Below are 22,766 nucleotides of genomic sequence, written 5' to 3' on the forward strand. Positions count from 1 at the left end.
TTCTCAATCAGTCCGGACATCTCTCTCAATATACGTGATGCCCGCCGGTATCGCAACCTTGTCCCGCGCGAACACAGGCGTATAATAAGAGAGACGCGGAAGCAGCGCAAGTTATCCTTCTTTTTTGTGCACGGAATGTCGGATAGGGCGCAGTCGTTCCTGATACGATGATGAAGCAGGGAGGTTATAGCAATGGATTTGCTTAAGAGCATGAATGGAGCCCTTCAGTACTTGGAGGACAATCTGCTCAATGAGCTGGATTACAAAGAAGTGGCGAAGCGGGCTTGCTGCTCGGAGTATCATTTTAAGAGAATGTTTTCCTTCCTAGCCGGCGTTACGTTGTCGGAATATATCCGCCGCAGGCGTCTTACGCTCGCAGCCTTCGAGCTGACCAGCGGCCAGGCCAGAGTGCTCGACGTAGCCGTCAAATACGGGTACAGCTCCGCCGACTCATTTGCGCGTGCTTTTCAAGGATTGCACGGCATATTGCCGTCGGAAGCGCGGCAGCAAGGCCAGCCGCTCAAAGCTTTTCCGAGAATGACCTTTCAGCTGACCATCCAGGGAGGGAATGAAATGAATTATCGTTTGGTTGAGAAAGAGGCTTTCCGCATTGTCGGCATCCATAAGCGAGTGCCGCTCATCTACCACGGGGTCAATCCCGAGATCGCGGCGATGTGGCAGAGCTTGACCGAGGACAACATTCGCACGATTAAACAAGCTTCGAACATCGAACCGCACGGACTTATCAGCGCATCCGTGAACTTTTCGGAAGGGCGGCTGGACGGAGCCGGGGAGCTGGACCATTATATCGGGGCGGCGACCACCTCGGAGTGCCCGGACGGCTTGTCTCACCTGGAAGTGCAGGCATCCGCCTGGGCCGTATTCGATTCGGTAGGACCGTTCCCGGCTACGCTGCAAAATATTTGGGGACGCATTTATTCGGAATGGTTTCCATCCTCCTCGTATGAAGCGGCGGAAGGACCCGAGATTTTGTGGAATGAACACAAGGATACGTCTTCGCCGACCTTCAGAAGCGAAATCTGGATACCCGTGAAGAAGAAATTGGCGGCGACCGACTAAAGCCGCGCCGGTCTGCGCCGCCATCCGGCGACAATGCCGGGTGGCCCAGGGCGCCCGGCAATCTGTATCAGTTCCTTTGGAATGGGGTAATATAGGTTATGCCCTTATTTCACAGGAAAGGAAAGATGTGCTATGAGTAAGCATAAAAAAGAACCGGATGTGTCCGGCACCTTTGCCGGGATTACCACACCGATGGATCAGCAGGACATGGCATCTACGGATAAAATCAGCGGTTATGTCGAAACCTTGATGGACCGTATGGCCGGCAATGAGGACAAGCTGCCGCATGAAGATAGGCCAAGCTACCGTGCCGAGGGGACGGCGTCCGACAAGCCCCGCCAGAATCGCTGATCCAGCCTGAGCCCCGAATGCGAATCAGCCGCTGTCTTCTCCCCCGCGGGGAAAGCAGCGGCTGATTGATGTGCCTGCCCAATCGCCGTCCTCAGCGCTTCTTCTCAACCCGGCTGATTTTCTCTCACGATAAATGCCATCCGCATTCCTCCCCTAACAACATTTGACACTTAGGGGAGTTTTCCTGCCTGGCCGGCGTCCTTCTACGTCTGTCCGCGTCTGTCCGGTTAATTCACCCGGTTCTTGTACTTGCCCGAATGCAGCAGCCTCAGCTCCAGATCAACCGTCTCCAGCTCCGTTATATCCTTCACCGGCTTGCCCGCTATATAAGTTTTCCAATCCTCATGGTGGTAACGGAACAGATCATCATTCAGATTGTAAATATCCGCATGGATGTCCAGACCTTTCTGGAAGGAGGTGCGAATCTGCCTGTCCACATCCTTCTTCACCCTCTCGATGATGGAACTCTCCTCCATATTTTTATACAATTCTTCGATAAATGCCGTCGCCTTCAGCTTCACGGTATATTTAACCTTCCCGCCCTCGATCCGGTAATCCACCCTGCAGTCCTTGACGTGGACAACCAGCGTAGCTAGCGTTTTTCCCGCCTCATGCAGGGTGACCGGCAGCCGGGACATTTTTTTATCCAAATACCTTTTGCCCATCATTTCCTCGAACAGCAGGCTCCCCTTATACATCCGGTCATGGAAGAAATACGCGCCTTTAAGCTTCATCTGCCGGCTCGCCTTCCCCCCTTCCTTCCACTCTGTCTCGGCGGACGACAATACCGGAAGCATTGCCGTCCTGCCTCGTTCGAGATAATCGGCCAGGAAGTCCACCAGATAGATCGGCTTAATGTCCGAATATTGCTGATAAGAGTCCTCAGGGTTCATCAGGATGGTCTGGTACGCCGTCATGCCGAAAAAGGAGTCCAGGTTGAACAAGCGCTCGATCGGCTCCTCCGTGGCGTACAGCCATACATTATAGCGGATTTCTCTGTATCTGTTGATAAAATCAACCAGTTCCTTTATATCCGCATGCTTGACGGCATTTTTGCTCAGGACGACCGCGCTCACATGCCCCCAATAGATGCGCATCTGCTCGCTCCTGTACAATTGGAAAATCGCATCCGTCAATGTCTCTCCCTTGGCGCTGCCGACGAGGATCGGATAACTTTTGCCGGTATCCCCGCCTTCCTGCTTGGCCAGGTCATTGAAATTCAGCGCCTGGAGATAAACGGTATATTGATCGTCCTTGTAGTCGATGCCGAAGGACGTTGTATAGATGAGATAGGTGAGCTCCTTATAGTCCCAGCAGCCGGGGACGACCAGCAGCACCGCCACTATAAGCTGCAGCTTGATGTAAAAGCTCCACGGTTTCACGGCAGCACCTCTTATTTTCTTTTTAGATGTTCCGGCTTCCTTCCACGCCACTTGCGGGGCAGCAGGATGACAGCGCGCAGCACATCCTTCGGATTGACGGGGGACAAGGGAGATAAGTACGGAATCCCGTAAGAGGTCAGGCCGGCTATATACACAATGACCAGAATGCAGGACAGCATAAATCCGTACATCCCAAGGACAGAGGCCAGCAGCAGATTAAAGTAGCGAATGACGCTGACCGTCCCCGTCAAGGTTTGGTTAATCAGGGTGGAGCCGGCCACTACGGATACGGCAGCCACCACAACGATCGTCGGAGACGTTAGCCCCGCCCGGATAGCGGCATCCCCGATGATAAGCCCCCCGACAACGGTAATGGTCTGGCCGATCGACGACGGAAGCCGGTAGCCCGCCTCGCGAAATACTTCCATCAGCAGCAGAATAAGCAGCATCTCGACAGGCACGGAAAAAGGTACGCCCACGCGGGTCATCGAGATCGTGGACAGCAGTGGAAAAGGCAGCTGATCCTGATGAAAGCCTGTCAGCGCGATGTAGAAGCTGGGCAGAAAAATAGACACGTATAAGCTGACCAGTCTCAGCAGCCGGCCGGACGTGGCGGATATGAAGTTAAAATGGGCGTCCTCGGCTGTTTTGAGCAGCAGGGTCATAGTAGCGGGAGCGACGATCGCTCCCGGCACGCCATCGATCAAGATGACGAACCGTCCCCGCAGCAGCGAGGATGTAATGAAATCGGTTCGCCCCGTATAGACGCTGAGCGGAAACAGGCTGTACGGCTGGTCGGAGATAAGCTCCTCCAGCTGGGTGGCGCTGCTCAGCTCCTCGATCTGTTGCTCCAGAGCGGATAATTTAGACGTGATCAGGGACAGCGTATCCGGCGAGAGCTTATCCGTACAATACATCAGGCCTACCCGCGTCTTCGATTTCGTACCGACCGTATAGGAGGTAAAGGCTACGGTAGGACTCGGCAGCCGTTGACGGATAAGTCCCAGATTCGTCATCAAATTTTCCACCAGACCGTCCTTAGGCCCGCGGATCGACACCTCGATATTGCTCTCCTCCGTATCGCGCGCCAGCCGCTTGCCGCCGTGATACGAGTAGCCAAGCCCTAGCCGGGGAAACCAGAGCACGACATTGCCCGCCAGCACCTGGCCGGCCAGCTCCGCGTCATTCAAGCTCTCGATCTCCTTCAGAGGAATCGTGGCCGCCCGTTCGATGGCCTCCCCGCTGGAGAAGCGCGTAAACAGATAGATCCGCTGCAGGTCGGGCAGCACGTCCTCAGTCAGCACCCTGGCGTCGCACAGCGTCCGGCATTGGATGATCGTGATCGTATCCCGGCCTTCCGGATCATAGCTTTTCTGCGTGGAGATGACGTCTTCGCAATGCGACAAGATGGCGAGTACAGCTTCGGCCCGGTCATTCATGAGCGGTTCCCCGCTTTCTGTGCGCGGATATCAGCACCAGTATGTAGAGGACAGCCACCAGAGCGAGCAGCCCGGCAAACATAAGCGGATAATAGCCATTTTTCATGAAATTGTAGAAGGTGATGTCTCCTACCGGATACAGCGCCCCGATGGCACAGAGCGCCGTAATGCCAACCAGGAAAAGATTCGAGGGAACGAACTGCCTGACAATGTACAGAGCCAGCGCGATGCGGACAAAAGCGCCGCCGACCCATTGAAAAATAGACAGAAAATCGACATGCTCCATATAATTGCCCACCTTCACCAAACGCCACTGCTCGAAGGCCGCATTGCGCTGCTGAGCCGCTTCGATCGGCCCGAACGCGCTGATCGCCCCCATCGTCGGTCCCAAGGTAAGCCCGGCCAGCAGCAGGCCGAGGATCAGCATTTGCCACATGCCTACCTTGCTGGACACCTGATGCTGCATGAACACCAGGAAAATCAGCTCAACGAAGCCTGCCCCGATATACATGACTCCTTTCCACATGGGCAGGGGTCCATATTCGAAGATGGGAAACAGCAGCGAATAGTCCTTGATCTGGAAGTTCGCCATCATCACGAACTCGCCCAGCAGTACGATAATCGGCAGGAAGATGCCGGCCGTCGCCACGAGCGTACGCAGCCCTTTCATCGCCGTATACAGCGCGGTGGCCAGGAAGGAGACCACAATGACTCCCATCGGGGTATTGGGCATATACGAAGCGTTCGTCCATATGCTCATATCTTTCGTCGTGATGATGATGGCGGCGGTCAGCAGCACGCCGGCCGCCGCGGAGAAAGCGACGCTCGCCCACCGGCCGTAGGCTTTGGTCAGCCACTTCCGGATGTCTTGCTGCCCCGTCTTTTTTATAATGTAGCCGATCGTCAGAAATACGGGAATAAACAGCGCGGTCGTCAACAGAATGGATAACCAGGAGTCGCGCGCTGCCACATCCAGGATCAGCGGAATAACTTGAACATGGTTCATCATGCCTACGGACAATAAAAAGACGGTCGACAGCTGAAGTATCGTAAATTTCTGCGGCGGCATCTGTTTCTCCCCTTTGCCAGCATTTGTCGTGTTACAATTATGCCTCAAATTGACTTGGTTATACTTGGCTGGAGGATGTTGTGGAGAAGCGGCCGCAGCCTTCCGGAGCATGCTTAAGAGGGCTGCGCGCAGCGCAGCCCTTCTCAATCCTTTTAGTTACACAACAAACGCACAACTAATAATCACCAGCAGAATGAAAAGCACCAGAATCGCGCCAGTGGAAGTATAACCGCCGCATCCGGCACCTGCGCCGCCAACATAACCCATTGAGGAAAACCTCCTTTTTCAGAAGATAATCCATCATATTGCACGGCGTCCTTCTCCGTCTGTGCGTTTGACCAGTTCCTTCATTATTCTTTGTTCCGCTGTCCCGGCCCGGCTTCTCTCCAAGGGTACGGCATCATTTCCCCGGCTTCTTCATCCGGTAGATCTGCTTGTTCTCCAGTACTCTTACCGGAGCAGACCATTCGTCGTTTGCGTTCATCGCATCCAGCGCGTCCTCGACAGCCTGAAGCTTCGCATCCAGCTGATCGATATGATGCAAAGCTACGGCTTCCGGCAGCTGAGGCTGCACCGGGCTTCCCCATTCGCCGAGATTATGATGCGACAGCACCAGATGCTGGAGGGCGATGACGTTCTCGGCGCCAGGGTCCAGTCCCAAGCGGATGGCCGCTTCGGTGATCCAGCCGGATACGAGGGAGATATGGCCGAGCAGCTTCCCCGTCAGGCTATACTCCCGCACCACGCCGAGTTCGGCATTCATTTCCTCGGTTTTTGCGATATCATGCAAAATAATGCCGGCCTTCAGCAGCTCCGCATTCAGGAACGGGCGCTGGCCCGCTATAAATTCGCCCAGCTCCAGCATCCGCGCGGTGTGGTAGGCGAGACCCGCGTAATAAGCGTGATGCATTCCTTTGGCCGCCGGGTAGTGCAGCAGCTTGTCGCCTGCCTTGGCGATGCAGAAATCGACGATCGCCCGCATCTCCTCATCGCGGATGCTCGCCGCGGCGCCTGCGATAGCTGCGACCAGATCCTCGGCCGCCACCGGAGCGGTGCGCAGAAAATCCTGTATCGAGCAGCCGTCTTCGGGGGTGACCTTCCGGATACGGGCTATTTTCAGCTGCAGCCGGTCCCGGTACAGCTGCACCACTCCCTGGACCTTGACGAGCATCATCGAAAAAAACGTTTCCTTGTCCGCGCTTGAGATATCCCACAGCTTGGCTGATATTTCACCGGTGCTGTCCGCCAGAATCAGATCGAAATAAGGCTTGGGCGGGGTAGCGTTCGTCTGCTTCACCTCCGCCAGCTTGAGTAGAAAAAAACCGGTAACCTCATCGCCATCCGCAAAGCTTTTAATTGCTGTCATTCTTCTTCCCCTCTCTTGCAACAGGCCCATCCCTCATGCTGCGGGCGGCCTATTCTCCCCTTTTTTCCGCTATTTAACTGTAAGCCATGCGCCCGGACAGATCAAGCCTAATATGATGAAGAAACCCCGGCAGGCAGACAAGTCATGTTCCCGCAGATTCTGCATAGTGTTAATAAAGGTGCAGGGCATGTACAAGGAGGAATGCAGGATGGAAGCGGAGCTTATCGCAATAGGGGCATTTGTCGGAATGCTTATCGGGATGACGGGCGTCGGGGGAGCTTCGCTGCTCACTCCGCTGCTCGTAGCTGCGGGCATTCAGCCTATGGCAGCCGTTGCTACCGATCTGGTCTATAACTCGGTAACTAAGCTGTTCGGCAGTATTCAGCATCTGCGCCAGCGAACGGTCGATCTGGCATTGGCCCGCCAATTCGCGCTGGGCAGTCTGCCCGGCGCCGCGGCCTCCATCCTGCTGCTGAAGTGGTACCCTCCGCTGCATGCGTATCAGGACCTGATTATCCGCCATGCGCTGGGATTCATGCTCGTCCTCGTCGCTTTGCTGAATCTGGTTCAGCTGGCTTTGAAGGACAAGGGGACCTCTCGTCTTCAGGAGCTGTCCCTGGAACGCAAGCTCCCGCTCACGATCATTATCGGCTTCGTCCTCGGTTTTATCGTCGGCTTCACCTCGATCGGCTCGGGCTCGCTGTTCGCGCTGGCCATGATGCTCTTCTACCGGATGTCCTCGGCGGAGCTCGTCGGGACCGATATTGTCCATGCCTTCCTGCTGGTTACCGCGGCCGGCCTGCTTCATATGGGCCTCGGTCATGTCCATTACGGGCTTGCTTTTCAACTGCTGATCGGCTCGGTACCCGGCGTTCTGCTGGGCAGCAGGCTGGCCCCCCGCATGCCGGCCAAGCCGCTCCGCATAGCCATAGCTCTGCTGATTCTTCTCAGCGGAGTGAAGCTCATCGCGCATTGAGTCCGAGGCGCGCGCATCTTTTTTCGAACAGCGGCCGGGGCCTTCTGTCTGAGACGGAGGCTGAGATCGTATGTTTATTTGACCGTTGATGCTCATAAACCGCTTGACATGATACATAATGTAACATATATTTACCTATGTGAGGATCATTCTCAAGCGCTAGACGTGTCTTATATGCCGGAGTGATGGAACGATTTCCCGGTTTTTATCGGCTCCTTGGCATGGCCCGTTACATAGTGTATCTCCCTCCACAGGGAGCACTGCCCTTTGTCGCGAACAAGTTGAACTTCTTATTCTTACTCCTGACCCTTGAAGGGGGATATATATGTCTTATTTGCTGGAGCTGAATATTGCCGAGCATCGTCTCGCGGTTGAATTTCCTTCCGACACCCTCTGTTCCTGGGCGGTGCGCACCTTCAGCGCCGTACCGGCTACAAGCTACACCTTCGCTTCTCCGATCGACATGCTCGTCAGCGTGGAGATGGGTTACGGCAGAGCCTGGGACGCTCGTCTGCCGCGGATTGTATTCACGGCGGATCGCGTCTGGTATTCGCGCAGCGATCTGCAGCTCTCCGCTTCGCGCGATTATGCGGAGGCGACGATCGACGCTTACGACGAGGCCGCTCTCGAGCACGCCCTGATGGTGCTGTATAACGCGCTGATTACGCAGCGCGAGTGGGGCTTGCTCGTCCGTGCCTCCTCTGTCGCCGAAGGAAACAAAGCCAGCTTGTTTATGCTGCCTGCGGACCATCCGGACACGAAACGTCTGCCGCAGCAGTCCGGCGCTCTGCTGGCCGACGAAGCCGCCGTGCTGAAGGTGTCGGGAGGACAGGTCCGGGTCTTTAACTCTCCCTTCCGTCAAGGCATCTGCCGCCAGCCGCAGGATATTCATCTGACGTATGACGTCGGCGCTTATTACCTGCAGCGCACCGCGCCGCTCCACCACCACTCGCCCATGAGCAGGACGGACGCCGTGCTTCAGCTGCATAGCTCCTTGCTGCTTAAGCCGCTCGATCCAAGCGACACCTCCAAAACGATCGCCATGTGCCGCAAGGCTACGGATAAAATCCCTTTCTATGAGCTGTACGCTCCGACGGACTGGCTATGGGAGAGGGATGTCGTAGGGACGGCCGGCATGCCGTCCAAGCGCCTCCAGCACGGCTAACCGCCATACGGCTGCCCTCTCTACGCTTTCCCGCCTCCCGGATTTCTGGTAAGATCGGGTGGATGAAAGGATGTGCAGGTTGTGAGAGACGAGAATCAGGTCAAGCGAAAGCTGAATGAGCTGCTCATGCAGCGCAAAATCATGGAAACGCAAGCCGAAGCCGCGGCCGGCTCCTCCCAAGCCTCTGCGGCGGGAGAACGGCTCGAACGGCTGGACGAGCAAATTCTTCTGCTCGAGTGGGTGCTCAACGAGCCGCGCGGCCGCTACCACGCCTAAGACCACAGGCATTCCCCGCTCCGGGCTGGGCCGCCCCGCCGGACGAGCGCAGGCGGCGATGCTGCCGCCTCCGGGACTAACGCTCGCCGCCGCATATGAGAGAAGACCGTCAGGACATAAGGGAAACGCCCCCTCCTGGTCAGCATGGACTGACGCTGGGGAGCAGGTTCCCTCATCCTGACGGTCTTTGGCACGCTTGGGCTTTGCTTGAGAGCCCGGCTCCGCGGCAGTTCGCTTCACGGACGGGCGCAGCCGCTCCCCCCCCCCCGGTTATACCATCGCCGTCGCTCTCGCCTTCTCCCGGCGCTCGGCGCGTTCCTCTTCCTTCATCCTCGGGCAGGTGTAGCAATAATAGCCGCCTTCTGTGCGGTAATACATACAGCAGGCATTTTTCATCCGCATCTGCTTGCCCGGCTCCTTCAAATCTTCGATCCAGCGGATTTTCACATCCAGCGGGTTCTTCTTGCGTCCGAACATCTCGGCCGGGAATTCCTCCCGCAGGTACCGGTAATCCTCCCGTACCCTCCCAAGCAGCGCCTCATCGGCGATCTCGGCTTCCCAGTACGCCATATAATAATTAAACTTGGTCGGGAACTGGCCCCACAGCTGTCCGATTTCGGCGCCCCCCGCCTCCGCCGCCGCCTCCAGCAACGGACGAAGCGTACATCCGTACAAGGCTTCGAGGGATGAGTCAAGCCAGGCGGTCCGCTCGCAAGCATTCTCCGGCGCAGACGTTTCCCCGCCCGCCCCCAGATTGAAGGTCATGATCGTATGGCCATTGTGCTCCTGCAGCATGATCTCCAGATTGGTCAACGACAAGTCCAGGGACGTATTGCCGGCGGACATGGCATATTGCTGGCCGAGAGCCAGGAAGCCGAGCCAGCTGCCGAAATAGACCGCTGCCACAGGCAGCTCGAGCGCCTTGATCCGCTGGGCGAACAGCTCCAGAAAATCCTTCATCACGGCGGGCTGGAGCAGCTCGGCCGCAGGGCTGGACCACAGCGGCGGCTGAAGCGGAGCTGCTTTGCGGATATAGAACTTATTCTCGATAAAAGCGTAATCTATCGTCATATGAATATCGCCTTCCTCCAAGCGTCAGCCTGCGGCAGCGGGCGGCGCTCCTTAATTGAATTATGTATGATAACGATTTTCATTTTCAATTATAATCGAAAACTTCTCATTTTTCCATCCTCTTCTTGAGAAAGAAAAAAGCCCCTGCATCGGGGGCGGACAAGTCTACTCTGGTCTACTCCTGCCCATTGCGCATTGTTCCCGCTCCGCTTCCGGAGAGGAGCGTCGAAGCTGCGCCGCCATGACGATCGGCCGTCTCCCCGGCCGGACCGTCCTTAACCTGCCCAGCCGTGAAGCACCAAAGTTCCCCATTGCGCCAGCCAGCGGAGCCAGCCGATCACCGCCATCCACAAAGGAATGCTGAGCAATGCCCCAAACGCCATGCCTACCGAAAACCGATTCTCCATTCCCCCGCACCTCCTGCATCGAGCTCCCCCCTAGCCGGAGACCGCCCGATTCGCTTTAGGCCAAGCATACCAAAGCTTTGTTGGGAATTTGTTAGTATATCGTTAGATTTCGGTCAGTCTGGCTTTCCTGGAAAAAAAGCGGGGGCGCGACAGGAGTCATAACCACCGGCTTAGCCGGTGGCTTCCATCAGCCCTATAAGGGCATGTTACTAGCAAGCGCCTAAGAAGGCGCACTGAAAGTCTGCCAACCGCGATGAGTCTCAGGCTTGCCCCTCAAAGGGGCTTCTTTATTTGCCCTTTCCTACCGACTCACCCGTAAACGGGTCGAACAGTTCCTTCATCGTGAGTTGTTCGTAGTTCTTGTCCTCCGTTAGCTGATTGCGAATGTATTCGGCGATCACTTTCTTGTTTCGTCCTACCGTATCCACGTAATACCCTCTGCACTAGAACTGGCGGTTTCCATATCGATACTTCAAATTGGCAAATTTATCGAAGATCATCAACGAGCTTTTTCCCTTCAAATATCCCATAAATTCTGACACACTCAGCTTTGGCGGAATACTCACCAACATGTGGATGTGATCGACACAAGCCTCCGCTTCCAGAATTTTCACGCCTTTTCGCTCACATAGCTCTCGAATGATTTTCCCAATTTCTCTTTTTAATTTCCCATAAATGACTTGCCTTCGATATTTCGGTGCAAATACGATGTGATATTTGCAGTTCCAACGGGTATGTGCTAGACTGCTCTTATCCATTCCCTTGTCCTCCTTGATTTGATGATGCGGTTGGCAGACCGGCTATCATTTTATCATAGAGGTCAAGGGATTTTTACTTATAGCTATAAGCTTTCCTGAACCCCCAGTCGAACTGGGGGTTTTCTTATACAAGAAAAACCCGGCCGGCGGCCGGGTGCTTGAAGATCTTTGGTACTGCTCCATACTTTTGGCGCGCGGGGAGAGATCGGCATGGGGGGCAGCCGCTCTTGCAGTCGTCCCTCTCCGATCTATTCCTTGCCTGGTTCTACTTCTGTCTTTCTTTCCCAGCCGGCTCCTATTTTTGTATGTTTTTCCATACAACCATGGCTCTGCGCAATACGGCTACGGCTATTTGTACGATTTTACGTATAATATATACGCTGCATCCGTTTACTTTAGCCTATTTATACGGCTTTTCGTACAAGTTCAAGCCTTATCCTATGATATCTAGCCGGTTATATGTTTTTTCGTACAAAGCGCCGCTCGCTCCCATTTTTTCATCGTCATAAGAGAAGCTCCCGGCTTCCGTACCCAACTGGTACGGCAGTCTGTCTAACTCTCGTATAATTCCAGCGGCAATCCGTCCGGATCGGCGAAGAAGGTAAAACGTTTGCCGGACGTTTCGTCCACCCGGATCGCTTCCACCCGGACGCCTCGGGCAGCCAGCTCGGCTGCCGCCGCTTCGACGTCATCGACCTCGAAGGCCAGATGCCGCAAGCCGCGGGCTTCCGGATAACTGGGCCGCTCCGGGGCGCCGGGGAAGGAGAACAGCTCGATCTGATACTGCCCGCCGACCGCAAGATCCAGCTTATACGAGCTGCGCTCGGCGCGGTAGGTTTCATTGACGACCTCCAGCCCGAGCACCTCCACGTAGAAGCGTTTCGATCTCTCATAATCGGAGCAGATAATGGCGGCATGGTGAATTTTTTTAATAGCAAGCATACAATGTGATCTCCTTAGATTTAAGTACTTTAGTAGCTGATCAGCGATGCCATCAATCCTCCGGAGGCGACGCTGAGGCAGAACGAAAAGATGCCTACCGATACGTTCCCCTTGGGAATTTCCGCGGTCACCCGAAATGGCGTCAACAGCTCGAATATGTAAAATACGATGATCTGAAACGCGATGCCGAGCAGTCCCCAGATGATCAGATCAAGCAGGCCGACGGAGTGGTATACCGCCGAAGCAAGCACCAGCACCTGACCGATCAGCTTGCCTCCCAGATCATAAGCCGCCGCCTTGCCCGCCGCGGCCTTGGCCGGATGCGCAACATCGCCCGCATCGCGGATCAGCGCGAACTCATTGTAGGGAGTCACCAGATTGAAAAACAAAATGCCAAGTCCCATCAAGGGAACCGTTACGCCCAAATACATCAAAAAGCTTAACACATTATCCAACTGGCTCACGTTCTCGACCTCCCGGTTATCTTCCGCCTTATTCTGTCTTCAAGGCACATGGCAAATAATAAGACATATTGCTTGTGATCGCTCCCCCGACCCGTGCAACTACCGCAGAGCCCTGCCCGTCGATCAGAAAGCAGCCCCACAGCAGCCGGCCGTCGAACGGCCCGTTCAGCGTCTCTACCCGGATGCGGGGAAGCTCGACGAACGGCTGGTACACCATCGGCTGATCCGCGTACTCCAGCTCGCCGCTCGACTCCAGCACCGCGCCGCTGCCGTCATAGATCGTAACGCTGCTGCCCTCGCGGCCCAAGATCGGCTTGCCTACATGAGGGATGCCGGCCTCCAGAGCCGTGGAAGGCTCCATATAGGTAGGCAGCATATACCGCCCGATGGCCGCATGCTCCTCTTCCGAGTAAAATTGCCCGCTCTCGTGCAAGCTCCAGATCAGCGCCTGCAGCGCCTTCGTCTGAGCGGCAAAGCCGGAGGGCGGATTAATGATCGCCACGCGGCCCGCCGCGATCAGCTCCAGCACATGGGCGCCCGTCGGATAACCGTCATCGTCCCGGTCCTCGGCCAGCTTCTCCAGCGCATGCAGCCGGTACAGCACGTCGACCGGGGCCATCGGCACCTCAGCGCCTTCACCGCCTCCCGCCGCTCCGGCCTCTGGAGCGAGCAGCCGGTCGTCCTGCACGCGCAGGTCTTCCAGCGGCACAAACACCGCGCCCTCCAGCCCGGACCGCTCCAGCAAATAGCGGGTCGTTCCCGCATCCTCTTCATGCCATCCGAGCGCGCTGAACACGATGCGGACTGTCCCGCAGCCGGCTTCCCGGTACAGCTCCACCATGCGCCGGAAGGCTCCGGCGAGCTGCTCCGAGCAGCCTGCATTCGGATCCGCTTCCCCATAGGCCGCACAGATGCGGCCGTTCGCGTGGAACGCCTCGACGATGCCGGTCGGCGTATCGCTGTTGAACTCCAGCATCTTCCAGCCCTCCGCAGTATGCGCAAAATCGAAGCGTCCGATCATCGTCGGCACGGATTCGTCGAATCGCAAGCGCAGCGCTCCGAACGCCGCTTCGGGCAATCCGAGCTCCGTCCATAGGGGCGGACCGCCCTGCTGCACGACGCTGACCGTTCGGGCATAGATGCGGCCCAGCGCTTCGGCAGCCTCGCGCATCTCCGCCAGCTCCCCGGGGCTTAGCTTATACAGCCCCGCAAGCGCATACTCTTCGCCGTACATATGGTCCCATGTAAATACGCCTTCGCGCCGCAGCGGCCCATAAAGCGCTTCGCGCCGGCTGATATAATCGCCCGGCATGCCGCCGTCGTCTTGCTTATCGCCTTGCAAGCCAGCACCTCCATTTCCCCGTCAGATTTTTTGCCGCTCCTGACCAGCCTCACTGCCCGCCTCGCGCATCAAGAGCTGGAGCTGCCGCTGCTGCCGATACCGCCCTTGCTGATGCCGGAGGACGGCTTGGAGGAGGCGCCGCTGTTCAGCTTGCTGCCGCTGCTGCCCGAGCTGCCGCCATAATAATAGCTGGAATGCCCTCCTCCTCCGTCATCGCAATATCCGTCCTTGTTGCGGTCGGTGCAATTGTTGTTCGTGCAGCCGGCCGTTGTGGCGGCTACCAGCGCAGATGCGACGAAGAGAGACAGGATACGGTGTGTTCGCGTATTTCCCTTCGGTGAATCCATATTGAATCTCCCCTCTCCCTAGCTGACCGGACAGACCGGATCGGAGCAGGCCAAACCGGCCGGTATATCGAAGCATTCGCGAAACGAAGGCCGCTCCGCTCGCCCGACTCGCCGGAACCTGCTGCGAGCCTCGGACTGCCGCCCGGTCCTTGGCCCTTTATACAGGTGACGCATAGAAAACGTACGTCTCGCGGTCCTCATCGACCTCCGTACTCATTCTCTCCCATTCCCGCTCTTCGGCGTACAAATAATTGGCCTGCATATGCAGCATCAGGTCCAGCGTATCCGCAAACTGCAGCGTTTCCACCAGTCTGTAGTCCGCCATGCCCTCCCGGTATTCCCTCAGCTCCATATAAATGCCGCGCGGTCCGTCCGCATCCGGACGGCGCCACGGCATCGTGCGCTCATCGGAGGCCTCCTTGACATAGATCACATAGGTATGCGCCTCTACGGCGCAGGACGTTTTCTCATATACCCGTCCGCCCTTGACGAAGTAGTCGCAGGCGAAGCGAAGCGCCGCCTCGTCCCGGCCGATCCGGTCGTATTCGTAAAGCACCGGAAACATGCTTTCACTTTCCGCATACAGACGATATTCCAAACGTGCCACGTTCTATTCCTCCTCTCCCGAAGCCTGGCTTGACGGCTTACCTTGTGATATACGCGCCAAAGCCGAACCGGATTCGCCTTTACCTCCCGGGTATCCGGATGTTTCCCTTCGCTTAGACGCAGCAAACCTCGGGAAAGTTGCGTTCTTTGCCCTGCGCGCAGCTTATGTAAACCGGCGGAAGATTGGCCTTAATGCGCATGCCCGTACGTCTGCTGACCCATCCAGATATACAGCGCCATCAGTCCGAACAGCAGCACGCAGAAATTAACCAATACAAAGGCATAGCGGCGCACAGCCGAGCCGTGGAACTGAAAAGGAGTTTTGAACGCCCCTCTTCCCTCGATCAGGAACATGATCAACAGCGTGTGGATGATCGTATGTCCGACGATCTCCTTGAAGCCGAACACCATCGTCGTTGTGACAAATACGAGCGTAACCAGAAGCGAGGTAAACCGGCTCAGAATGCCGACGATAAACGTCCAGGCCAGGCCAAGCTCGATAAAGCCGCTGATCAGCACGAACTCTTCGACCGTGAACCCGAACGTAGGGATATCGAACTCATGCACGATATCATAGGCCAGCTCCGGCAGCGTCATCTTCTCTAGCCCGACCCAGGCCAGCGAAAGCCCAGTGAACACATACAGCACCGGCGTCGCTCCGCGCCTCCACCGCGTGCCGGCCACGATCAGATAATAGACGATCCCGACATAGAACATATAATCCAGCCCATGGAACAAGCCGTATTTCCAGAGCGCGTACACGTACAGCACGGCTAGCGCGCCTCCGCTGACCGGCAGCAGCTTTCGGTGCAGCAGCCCTGCGAGGGCGATCGCCAGCATCGCCGTGACCCAGCTTCCGCTGGAAGCAAGCTCCGGCGCGAGGAAGGTTCCCGTGACGAGCTGCAGAAGCAGTCCGATCCCCAGCCCAAGCCGCAAAATTAGCGTTTCGTACGGCTTCAGCTTATCCAACAGACTGTGGATGCGGCGAACGGGACGCAAGCGCTCGAGCGGTTCGTCGAAGATTGCGGACAGCAGCAAGCCGGCCAGCGTTACCCCTAGCCAGAACAGAAAGGAGGGCGTAATTACCTCCGCAAACGAAAGCGGGGACCAATGCTGTTCCCCTGTAAACCATTTGACATGGGCATACATGCGCTTCATGCCGGTATCGGACAAAAACATAGCTCGCTTCATCTCCTCTTCCTCAGTAGATAGGCAGTCCGGCGGCGGCATCCGTTTTAGCGGCGCGCCGTTTCCCGCCGGTCCGGTCTGCATCCTTGATATGCCGGAGGGGGCCTGCCAGGCCGGGTTCTACCTTCTACTACCCGCTGCGCCCCGGCCCGAATAACGGCGGACTGGCGCTGCTGGACGCGGCTTTTCCATACATGCTATACGACGCTTTCGTTCTATACAGGCTTTGTACAGGCTTTAAACGTTCTGCTGCGCAAAAAACCTTGGAAAACTCCTCCAAGGTTCCTTGTTCACTTCACCATATAGCCTACGCCCGGATAAGTAACGATCAAGTCAAGAGTGTCGTCAGCCTGCTTTATTTTTTGCCGGATTCTTGCAATGGCTACCCGCAAATATTCGACGTCGTCGCGATATTCGTTCCCCCATATTTCGATCAGAAGCTGCTCGTGCATCATCACCTTGCCCGCATTTTGGACGAGCAGCGCAAAAAGATTATATTCCGTTTCCGTCAATTTAATCTCTCTCTCGCGAAACCATGTCCGCCTTTGGGCAAAATTGACTTTGATATCTCCCAATTGAATCTCGCTTGAAACGGCGTCTTGTACAGATATGCGCCCGTCCGTTCGGCGAAGCACGGCATTTACCCTGGCGAATAATTCCTCCAGCGAAAAGGGCTTTGTTAAATAATCGTCAGCCCCCAGATTCAAACCCTGCACCTTATCATGGGAATCGCTTCTTGCCGTCAGGACGATAACAGGCACGTTGCAAAAACTCCGCAAACGCCGAAGCACTTCAAATCCGTCCATGCCGGGCATCATAATATCCAGCAATATAAGATCCGGATCAAATATATCCACCATGTCGAGTGCCTCCGGTCCGCTTAAGCTGGAAGCTGTCTCATGACCCAAAGACTTTAAATTCGCCGATACAAAACGGATGATTTTCGGCTCGTCGTCCACGATGAGAATCTTATGCTTCTTCATGCCCGTCTCCCTCCTCCCAATCATATTTCGGTACGGAAATGATAAAGGAGCTTCCGGCGCCCGGACTGCTCGTTACGCTCAGGTATCCCCCGTGGGCTTCCATAATCCCTTTGCAGATCGTTAATCCGAGGCCGGTGCCTCCCGTTTGGCGGCTTGACGACACGTCTACGCGATAAAATCGTTCAAAAATTTTGTCCAGGTGCTCGGCTGCCATCCCGATCCCATTATCCTGTACCCGAATATGCACGTAATCCGCGTCCGGCTCGGCAGTTACCCGAATATGCGGCCGGTTCACATTATAACGGACAGCATTCAGGAATAAATTCACCATAACCTGTTCCAATCTGGATTTGTCCGCACGAATAAGCGGCAAGCCGCTATCCAGCTCTACCTCAAAGCGCGCATCGGCCATGCCGGCAAACCGCGGTATGCGCCGAATCGCGCTTTGGATCACAGCATGTAAACGTACAGGCTGCAGGTTAACCCGCAAGGCGCCCGATTCAATTTTGGAAATGTCCAGCCATTCGTCAATCAAATCCTGGATGCGCCCGATATCCTCGCGTATTCCTTCGAGCAGCTCTCGCTTAAATGCTTCGTCCCATTCGGCATCCGTTCGGAGCAGCGTTTCAACCCCGCCTCGAATACTCGTAATCGGCGTTTTAAATTCATGGGAGGCCAGCGAGATGAGGTCATTTTTAAGCGCATCGATTTCATGCTCCTTCGTAATGTCCCGCCAAATATATCCTTTTCCGAAGCTGCGTTCCTCGCCCATAACATGAAAAACGGAAACCGAAATAAACCGTTCCTTGCCGTTTTCGTCCAACACAGTACAGGTGGCGGGAATACGCGGATTCGTCCTTAACCCGGTCCATGCCCCGTCCTTCTTCAATAACTTGTCTTCCATGATCTGAAAAAGCTCGTCCTCCGTCATGGAAACCAATTGATTGTCCTCCAGCTGAAACATATCCGACATGCGTCGGTTGGCATACACAACTTTATGGTCCGTATCGATCAGCACGATCGCCTCCGACATGCTTTCCAGGACAGCGTTCCATGTCGCATGCTCGTGGCGGATGCTGCTGTGAAGCATATCGTTATGCAGGATGATGGCGGTCGTATTCGCGAACGTCTGCAGAAATCTCCTGTCGCCCTCGGCAAGGGAGCTTTCCGCGCTAGTCGGAAGAATCAGTCTGCCAAGCTCGACATTTCCGGCATGGATGGGCACAACCGGTCTGCGAACGTCCTCCTCATGTTCGGCCCGGCTGGCTTCCTGGAGACCGTCCCCTCCTGTTCTCCCGCCCAATGACAGCCTCCCTTGATGCGGATACAAATACAGCTTGACCTCCTGCCCGATTAAATCACGCAAGCTCGTCATGCTTTCTTCGATCAGATCGTTCGTCGTCCGATTGGGCATAACAGGCGTAAGCAGCCTATTGACTGCCGCCAGCTCCCGGTTTTTACGCAAAAGGCTTTGCGTCCGCTCCGTGACCCGGCTTTCCAGCTCGGCATTCAGCGCTATGAGCGCATGCTGGTTTTCCTTGATTTGTTCGGCCATCCGGGAAAAATGCTCCGCCAGCATCATTAATTCATAGGGTCCCCTGCGAGCGGCGATCGATTGTTTATCGGGCTCGCCGAAATCCCCGTCAGCCAGCTTTTCCGTATAGCCGACTAAGGCGTGGATGGTGTTATTTAACCTTTTGGCCAGCAGCGTACCTACGATGACAGTCACCAGCAGCGTCAGAACCAGCAATAAAAACGTTGTCCAAAGCGAATGGATGAAAGCGGCATTGACCGCTTGGTACGACCTCGCTACCCACACCGTCCAATCGAGATCCTGAATATGCTTGTACGTGATCAGCTCCTCGGCGGCTTCTACAGACAGACGATATTTCCCTTGTCCTTTTTCATGCGTCCTTGTATCGGAGACCACTTGTTCGCCGGATAAATCGGTCAATGCGTCGACGATGCTGCCGCTCGGGTGATAGATGGCTCTCCCCATGTTGTCCAGCACAACCGGATAAGCATCTGTCCCATAATCGTATTTGGCGACCAGCTGAGCGAACGCCTCCAGATCGAGCACGCCGACGATCAGTCCGTCCCACTGCTTCCATTCGTTATAAACCGGCGAGACGATGGCCAGCACCGGTTTCTTCGGGTTCTCGAAGCCGCGGAACAAGGGCGTAATCGTCGTCGTATTCGTCTTCTTCACTTCTTGAAAATAATCGCGGCCGCTCACATCGGCGCCCAACACGCTCGTTTGACCCCTGCCCGGGTAAGCGGCATTTATTTTACCGGCATTATCGACCACGTACAGCTCGGCAAAGCTCGGAAGGTTGCTGTGAACAGATTGCAGCTTAAGCGTCAGGCTTTCCCGGGTTCGAAACGGAGGGCTGGAGGCGCTGACGGTAGTTGCCAACGTTTCCACGGCGTTTTTATGATAATAAATATACGTTTGAACCGCGTCCGCAAGCCGGTATGTCGTCTGTGCCTGCGTCTTGTTGTAATCATCCGTAATCCTCTTGATCTGATATACCTGCAATCCGCCAAGGACCAGAATCGGGATCAGAGCAACGATGGCGAAAGCAAACGTTAAGTGCATCCTCATGGATTGATTGTTCACGGCTTCCTCCGTTAAGTTGAACTAACTTTAACATCTATTGTACCACGTCCGGTATCCGGACACTTGGAATTTGCGGCTCCGCTTAATCCAAGATGGCAATATCGAGCGGATAATCCGGAAGATTCATTTCCTTCGTCGCTTTCGTTGTCAGATCCACGACCGTCACCCCGTTCCAGCCGCTGTCCGCGAAGGTAACGCCGCCCGTGAGATACGCCAGCCTTCCATCCGGACTGCCCGCTACCATCTGATGCGTTTTGGCCAACGGAATAATTTCTTCATGCATAGTTTGTACATCCAATACGGTCAAGTTAGGATCACCGCTCGCGCTCCCGGCAGCCCCATTGCCGACAATAAACATTTTGCTGCCATCCTCGGACAGAGCGACGCCCTCCTGATGCGTGTTGCCCGTAAGCGGCTTCGTTTCATAGGTGCCCCGAACCGGGTCCAGAACGGCTAGCCCGCGCCCTTGATAGGGAAGCAGCAGCTTGCCGTCGTCCCGAACTACGGCATAATGAGGTTTCTCGAAGCCTCCCGCGCCAAATGGAGCAACTTTGATGCGCTTTGCGCTCCCTTGCAGCGGATCTACGATCGTAACGGAATAGGAATCATGATCAATGCTGTATACTTCACTGCCGTCCCGGCTTACTGCGACATCGAAAGGTCTGGTTCCGACAGGAACACTTCCGGAAAAAGCAAGCTTGCTCGTATCCATGATCTCCAGTTGGCTCTCCTTGCCCGGCAAATATACGCCGACATACACGTAACGGCCATCGGGAGACACGGCAATACCCATGCCACCCGGCCGGTATTCCCCGCTCGTGACCTTGTCAATGTTCGATTGGTACGGAACAAGGGCTATGCGCTTCCGCTGCTTGGTGTCGACGACCGCAACGCCTTCGGCCGTGGATACATAAGCTCTTTCGTCCCCGTATAAGACAAGGCCGAACGGGAAAGAGCCCACTTCCAGCTTATCCATTTTGCCCGTTTCCGAATCCGTAAACGATATATAATTCCCTTTCGAATGGGTGATCACTAATTGATAGGCTTTCATTGCGTCTTCCTCTCTTTTCGATACTGCCGGTGAGTTTGGCTGCTGCGCTTGACTATCCGATTGTTCAATGTCAGGGCGGCTAGAAGCCGTCTGGGTTTGACAACCTGATAAAGCGATCGCGAGCAAAAGAGCTATCCATACTGACATTCGTGCCATCCCTGGTCCTCCTCCCTGTTACTTCTTGGGGAGGAATGGATATGGGGTTCCAACCGCTTTCCCTTTTCCACCCCACATCCATTCTCTTCCTTCGACTTTATATTAAAAAAGGAGAGCCCTTCAGCAGCAGGCGCTCTCCCGGTACATTTATTTCCCGACAAGGCTGATATCCGCAGCTGCAGCCCAATTCCCTGCGGGGGTCACCGCATATGTCGTGCCGGCGGATAGTTTTTCCCCATTTTGAAGCTCGAATGTTCCTGTAGCGCCCTTTCTGCTCGTCAGCTTATATTGCGCGGTTAATGGAGCGCCTCCATTGGCGGGCGTCAGTGTTACGCTGCGAAGCGCAAACAGTTCGTCCTTCGGATCTTGTTTTAACGTGATGTTGATCGTGGTTTCGTTTACTTGTTCGGCCGACGCTATGGCGAGCGGAGCGATTTCTCTAGCTGTAAAAGTCGAATTGGCAATAGTCGCCCAATCGGAAGTGACTGTGTAAGTGACGCCAGGCTGGAATGTTTGCCCGGCGGGCAGCCGAAATTTCGGAGCCTGTCTGCCGTCAGTCGCTTGAGTGAACGGGATGTAATTAGCGATCATCGTTTCGCCGTTTTCAGGCGTAATGTATACCTGCTTGTCTCTCATGGAAGATAGAATGTCGTACTGTTTTCCGTTATACCTATTGTTTTCGTCGACAATAAAAGCTCCTTTACGGCTCGATTGATAAGCGGCAATAATATAGCCATAATCCGCTACGCCGTCCTCCAGGCTGGACTCGACTTCAAAGGTGTCGGCAGCGATCTGCTGAGTTTGGCGGAGCGCAAGCTTTTCGGTGTTCGCGCCGAAGGTTACGGCCGATTGTCCTTTATAGCTTAACGAATACGTCGTCGCTTCCTTTTGCGGAGTTACAGGCACGATATAAGTGGAGGCCGAACCCGACTTCAGCTGTGGAATATTCAACACGCCCAATCCATTGTCGAAAACAAAATTTTCCTTGGCCTTGGCAACCTCAACATCTTCTTGAGGAAGCGGCGCGGAGAACGTAATTTGTAGAGTTATTGCATTCAGCGGCGTAACGCTGACAATCTGCACCGGCGCTGCTTGCTGCGCGGCATAGGCGAAGTTTACCGCCTCTCCGCGGGAAACCAGCTGATCCTTGGCGTAATTGCCTCCTAATATTCCTTTCACCCTATCCGCATTATCGTGAAATAGGGAGGCCGCAATCTGTACAAGCTGCTCTTGGGTTACCGGCTGATTCGGATTAAATTTGCCGTTTTCAGTTTTCATAGCGCCCGTGTGCACGAGGGCTTCCGCATAAGGCCGGTACCAGTCGCTCTCAGCTACATCGGAGAGTGCCGAACTTTTTTCGGCGCTTTCTTGCACATGAAAAGCGAGTGCGAATATTTTAGCCAGCTCTGCGCGAGTGACGGGTTGACCGGGACGAAATTCATGATCGGAGTAGCCTGTGATGACATGCTGTTTAATCATCTCTTCGATAGCCGTTTTATACGATGCCGACGGTGGAACATCGGAAAATGCCGCCGCGAAAACCTGGTTCCCCCATAAAGATAAACTTACTGCCGAAGTGACGGCCAGAACTGCGATCTTTTTTCTCATCATCTTATGCTCCCTTGGCTTTATAATGTAAGATCCGTCATTGATCTTGTGTTCAGCATACACTCTCTAGCATTGCGATCGAATAAATAATCGCGGCGAAGCATTACAAAAACATAACA

General features: G+C 55.2%; 22 protein-coding genes and 1 pseudogene. 5 read left to right on the plus strand and 18 right to left on the minus strand.

Annotation, left to right across the window (positions count from 1 at the left end):
* Positions 1-192 precede the first annotated feature (192 nt).
* Both BLR08_RS21485 and BLR08_RS21490 read left to right on the plus strand, forming a co-directional pair.
* Positions 193-1,080 (plus strand): AraC family transcriptional regulator, encoded by an 888-nt coding sequence (locus BLR08_RS21485; protein WP_072334590.1) that lies wholly within the window; start codon positions 193-195, stop codon positions 1,078-1,080.
* 132 nt (positions 1,081-1,212) lie between these two features.
* The gene (locus BLR08_RS21490; protein ID WP_072334587.1) at positions 1,213-1,431 is read left to right on the plus strand and encodes a hypothetical protein; all 219 of its coding nucleotides are present in this window, start codon (positions 1,213-1,215) and stop codon (positions 1,429-1,431) included.
* Positions 1,432-1,658: 227 nt separating this feature from the next.
* Here BLR08_RS21490 and BLR08_RS21495 read toward each other — a convergent pair whose 3' ends face one another.
* From BLR08_RS21495 to BLR08_RS21515, 5 genes are all read right to left on the minus strand, one after another.
* On the minus strand, positions 1,659-2,813 hold the full coding sequence (locus BLR08_RS21495; protein ID WP_072334584.1) for a Ger(x)C family spore germination protein: 1,155 nt from the start codon (positions 2,811-2,813) through the stop codon (positions 1,659-1,661).
* 11 nt (positions 2,814-2,824) lie between these two features.
* Positions 2,825-4,252 (minus strand): spore germination protein, encoded by a 1,428-nt coding sequence (locus tag BLR08_RS21500; protein WP_072334581.1) that lies wholly within the window; start codon positions 4,250-4,252, stop codon positions 2,825-2,827.
* Positions 4,245-5,321 (minus strand): GerAB/ArcD/ProY family transporter, encoded by a 1,077-nt coding sequence (locus BLR08_RS21505; protein WP_072334579.1) that lies wholly within the window; start codon positions 5,319-5,321, stop codon positions 4,245-4,247. Before BLR08_RS21505 ends, BLR08_RS21500 begins: the two co-directional genes overlap by 8 nt.
* Before the next feature lie 156 nt (positions 5,322-5,477).
* Positions 5,478-5,588, minus strand: coding sequence for a YjcZ family sporulation protein (locus BLR08_RS21510; RefSeq protein WP_072334576.1), 111 nt, complete (start codon positions 5,586-5,588; stop codon positions 5,478-5,480).
* 133 nt (positions 5,589-5,721) lie between these two features.
* On the minus strand, positions 5,722-6,687 hold the full coding sequence (locus BLR08_RS21515; RefSeq protein ID WP_072334572.1) for a 3'-5' exoribonuclease YhaM family protein: 966 nt from the start codon (positions 6,685-6,687) through the stop codon (positions 5,722-5,724).
* A 208-nt stretch (positions 6,688-6,895) separates the two neighbouring features.
* Here BLR08_RS21515 and BLR08_RS21520 point away from each other — a divergent pair, with 208 nt between their 5' ends.
* The 3 genes from BLR08_RS21520 (at position 6,896) to BLR08_RS21530 (ending at position 9,104) form a co-directional block, all read left to right on the plus strand.
* Positions 6,896-7,663 (plus strand): sulfite exporter TauE/SafE family protein, encoded by a 768-nt coding sequence (locus BLR08_RS21520; RefSeq protein WP_072334569.1) that lies wholly within the window; start codon positions 6,896-6,898, stop codon positions 7,661-7,663.
* A gap of 325 nt (positions 7,664-7,988) precedes the next feature.
* Positions 7,989-8,828 (plus strand): hypothetical protein, encoded by an 840-nt coding sequence (locus tag BLR08_RS21525; protein WP_072334566.1) that lies wholly within the window; start codon positions 7,989-7,991, stop codon positions 8,826-8,828.
* An 81-nt stretch (positions 8,829-8,909) separates the two neighbouring features.
* Positions 8,910-9,104, plus strand: coding sequence for a hypothetical protein (locus tag BLR08_RS21530; protein WP_072334563.1), 195 nt, complete (start codon positions 8,910-8,912; stop codon positions 9,102-9,104).
* Positions 9,105-9,374: 270 nt separating this feature from the next.
* Here BLR08_RS21530 and BLR08_RS21535 read toward each other — a convergent pair whose 3' ends face one another.
* The 13 genes and pseudogenes from BLR08_RS21535 to BLR08_RS21590 form a co-directional block, all read right to left on the minus strand.
* On the minus strand, positions 9,375-10,175 hold the full coding sequence (locus tag BLR08_RS21535) for a (2Fe-2S)-binding protein (protein ID WP_072334775.1): 801 nt from the start codon (positions 10,173-10,175) through the stop codon (positions 9,375-9,377).
* Between the two features lie 275 nt (positions 10,176-10,450).
* Entirely contained in the window at positions 10,451-10,582 is a 132-nt protein-coding gene (locus BLR08_RS31840) for a hypothetical protein (protein ID WP_256257735.1), read from the minus strand.
* A 287-nt stretch (positions 10,583-10,869) separates the two neighbouring features.
* Positions 10,870-11,340, minus strand: a pseudogene (gene tnpA, locus BLR08_RS21540) (IS200/IS605 family transposase).
* 552 nt (positions 11,341-11,892) lie between these two features.
* Positions 11,893-12,282 carry an SMU1112c/YaeR family gloxylase I-like metalloprotein gene (locus BLR08_RS21545; RefSeq protein WP_072334554.1) on the minus strand — a complete coding sequence of 130 codons (390 nt, stop codon included), beginning with the start codon at positions 12,280-12,282 and terminating at the stop codon, positions 11,893-11,895.
* Between the two features lie 29 nt (positions 12,283-12,311).
* Positions 12,312-12,713 (minus strand): DUF350 domain-containing protein, encoded by a 402-nt coding sequence (locus tag BLR08_RS21550; protein ID WP_072334770.1) that lies wholly within the window; start codon positions 12,711-12,713, stop codon positions 12,312-12,314.
* A 61-nt stretch (positions 12,714-12,774) separates the two neighbouring features.
* The gene (locus BLR08_RS21555) at positions 12,775-14,058 is read right to left on the minus strand and encodes a glutathionylspermidine synthase family protein (RefSeq protein WP_072334767.1); all 1,284 of its coding nucleotides are present in this window, start codon (positions 14,056-14,058) and stop codon (positions 12,775-12,777) included.
* Positions 14,059-14,156: 98 nt separating this feature from the next.
* A complete protein-coding gene (locus BLR08_RS21560; protein ID WP_072334551.1) occupies positions 14,157-14,435 on the minus strand; it encodes a hypothetical protein in 279 nt (92 codons plus the stop codon).
* Positions 14,436-14,592: 157 nt separating this feature from the next.
* Positions 14,593-15,042 (minus strand): hypothetical protein, encoded by a 450-nt coding sequence (locus tag BLR08_RS21565; RefSeq protein WP_072334548.1) that lies wholly within the window; start codon positions 15,040-15,042, stop codon positions 14,593-14,595.
* A gap of 188 nt (positions 15,043-15,230) precedes the next feature.
* Positions 15,231-16,190: a hypothetical protein gene (locus BLR08_RS21570; protein WP_083537399.1), complete on the minus strand. Its 960-nt coding sequence runs from the start codon at positions 16,188-16,190 to the stop codon at positions 15,231-15,233.
* A 329-nt stretch (positions 16,191-16,519) separates the two neighbouring features.
* A complete protein-coding gene (locus BLR08_RS21575) occupies positions 16,520-17,212 on the minus strand; it encodes a response regulator transcription factor (RefSeq protein WP_072334543.1) in 693 nt (230 codons plus the stop codon).
* Entirely contained in the window at positions 17,199-19,832 is a 2,634-nt protein-coding gene (locus tag BLR08_RS21580) for a HAMP domain-containing histidine kinase (protein ID WP_072334540.1), read from the minus strand. Before BLR08_RS21580 ends, BLR08_RS21575 begins: the two co-directional genes overlap by 14 nt.
* An 82-nt stretch (positions 19,833-19,914) precedes the next feature.
* Positions 19,915-20,883 carry a YncE family protein gene (locus BLR08_RS21585; protein WP_083537391.1) on the minus strand — a complete coding sequence of 323 codons (969 nt, stop codon included), beginning with the start codon at positions 20,881-20,883 and terminating at the stop codon, positions 19,915-19,917.
* Between the two features lie 303 nt (positions 20,884-21,186).
* Positions 21,187-22,647 (minus strand): S-layer homology domain-containing protein, encoded by a 1,461-nt coding sequence (locus BLR08_RS21590; protein ID WP_218131594.1) that lies wholly within the window; start codon positions 22,645-22,647, stop codon positions 21,187-21,189.
* Between the last annotated feature and the right edge of the window lie 119 nt (positions 22,648-22,766).

This window comes from Paenibacillus sp. cl123 (genome assembly GCF_900101595.1).
In the GTDB taxonomy this organism is placed as follows: domain Bacteria; phylum Bacillota; class Bacilli; order Paenibacillales; family NBRC-103111; genus Paenibacillus_G.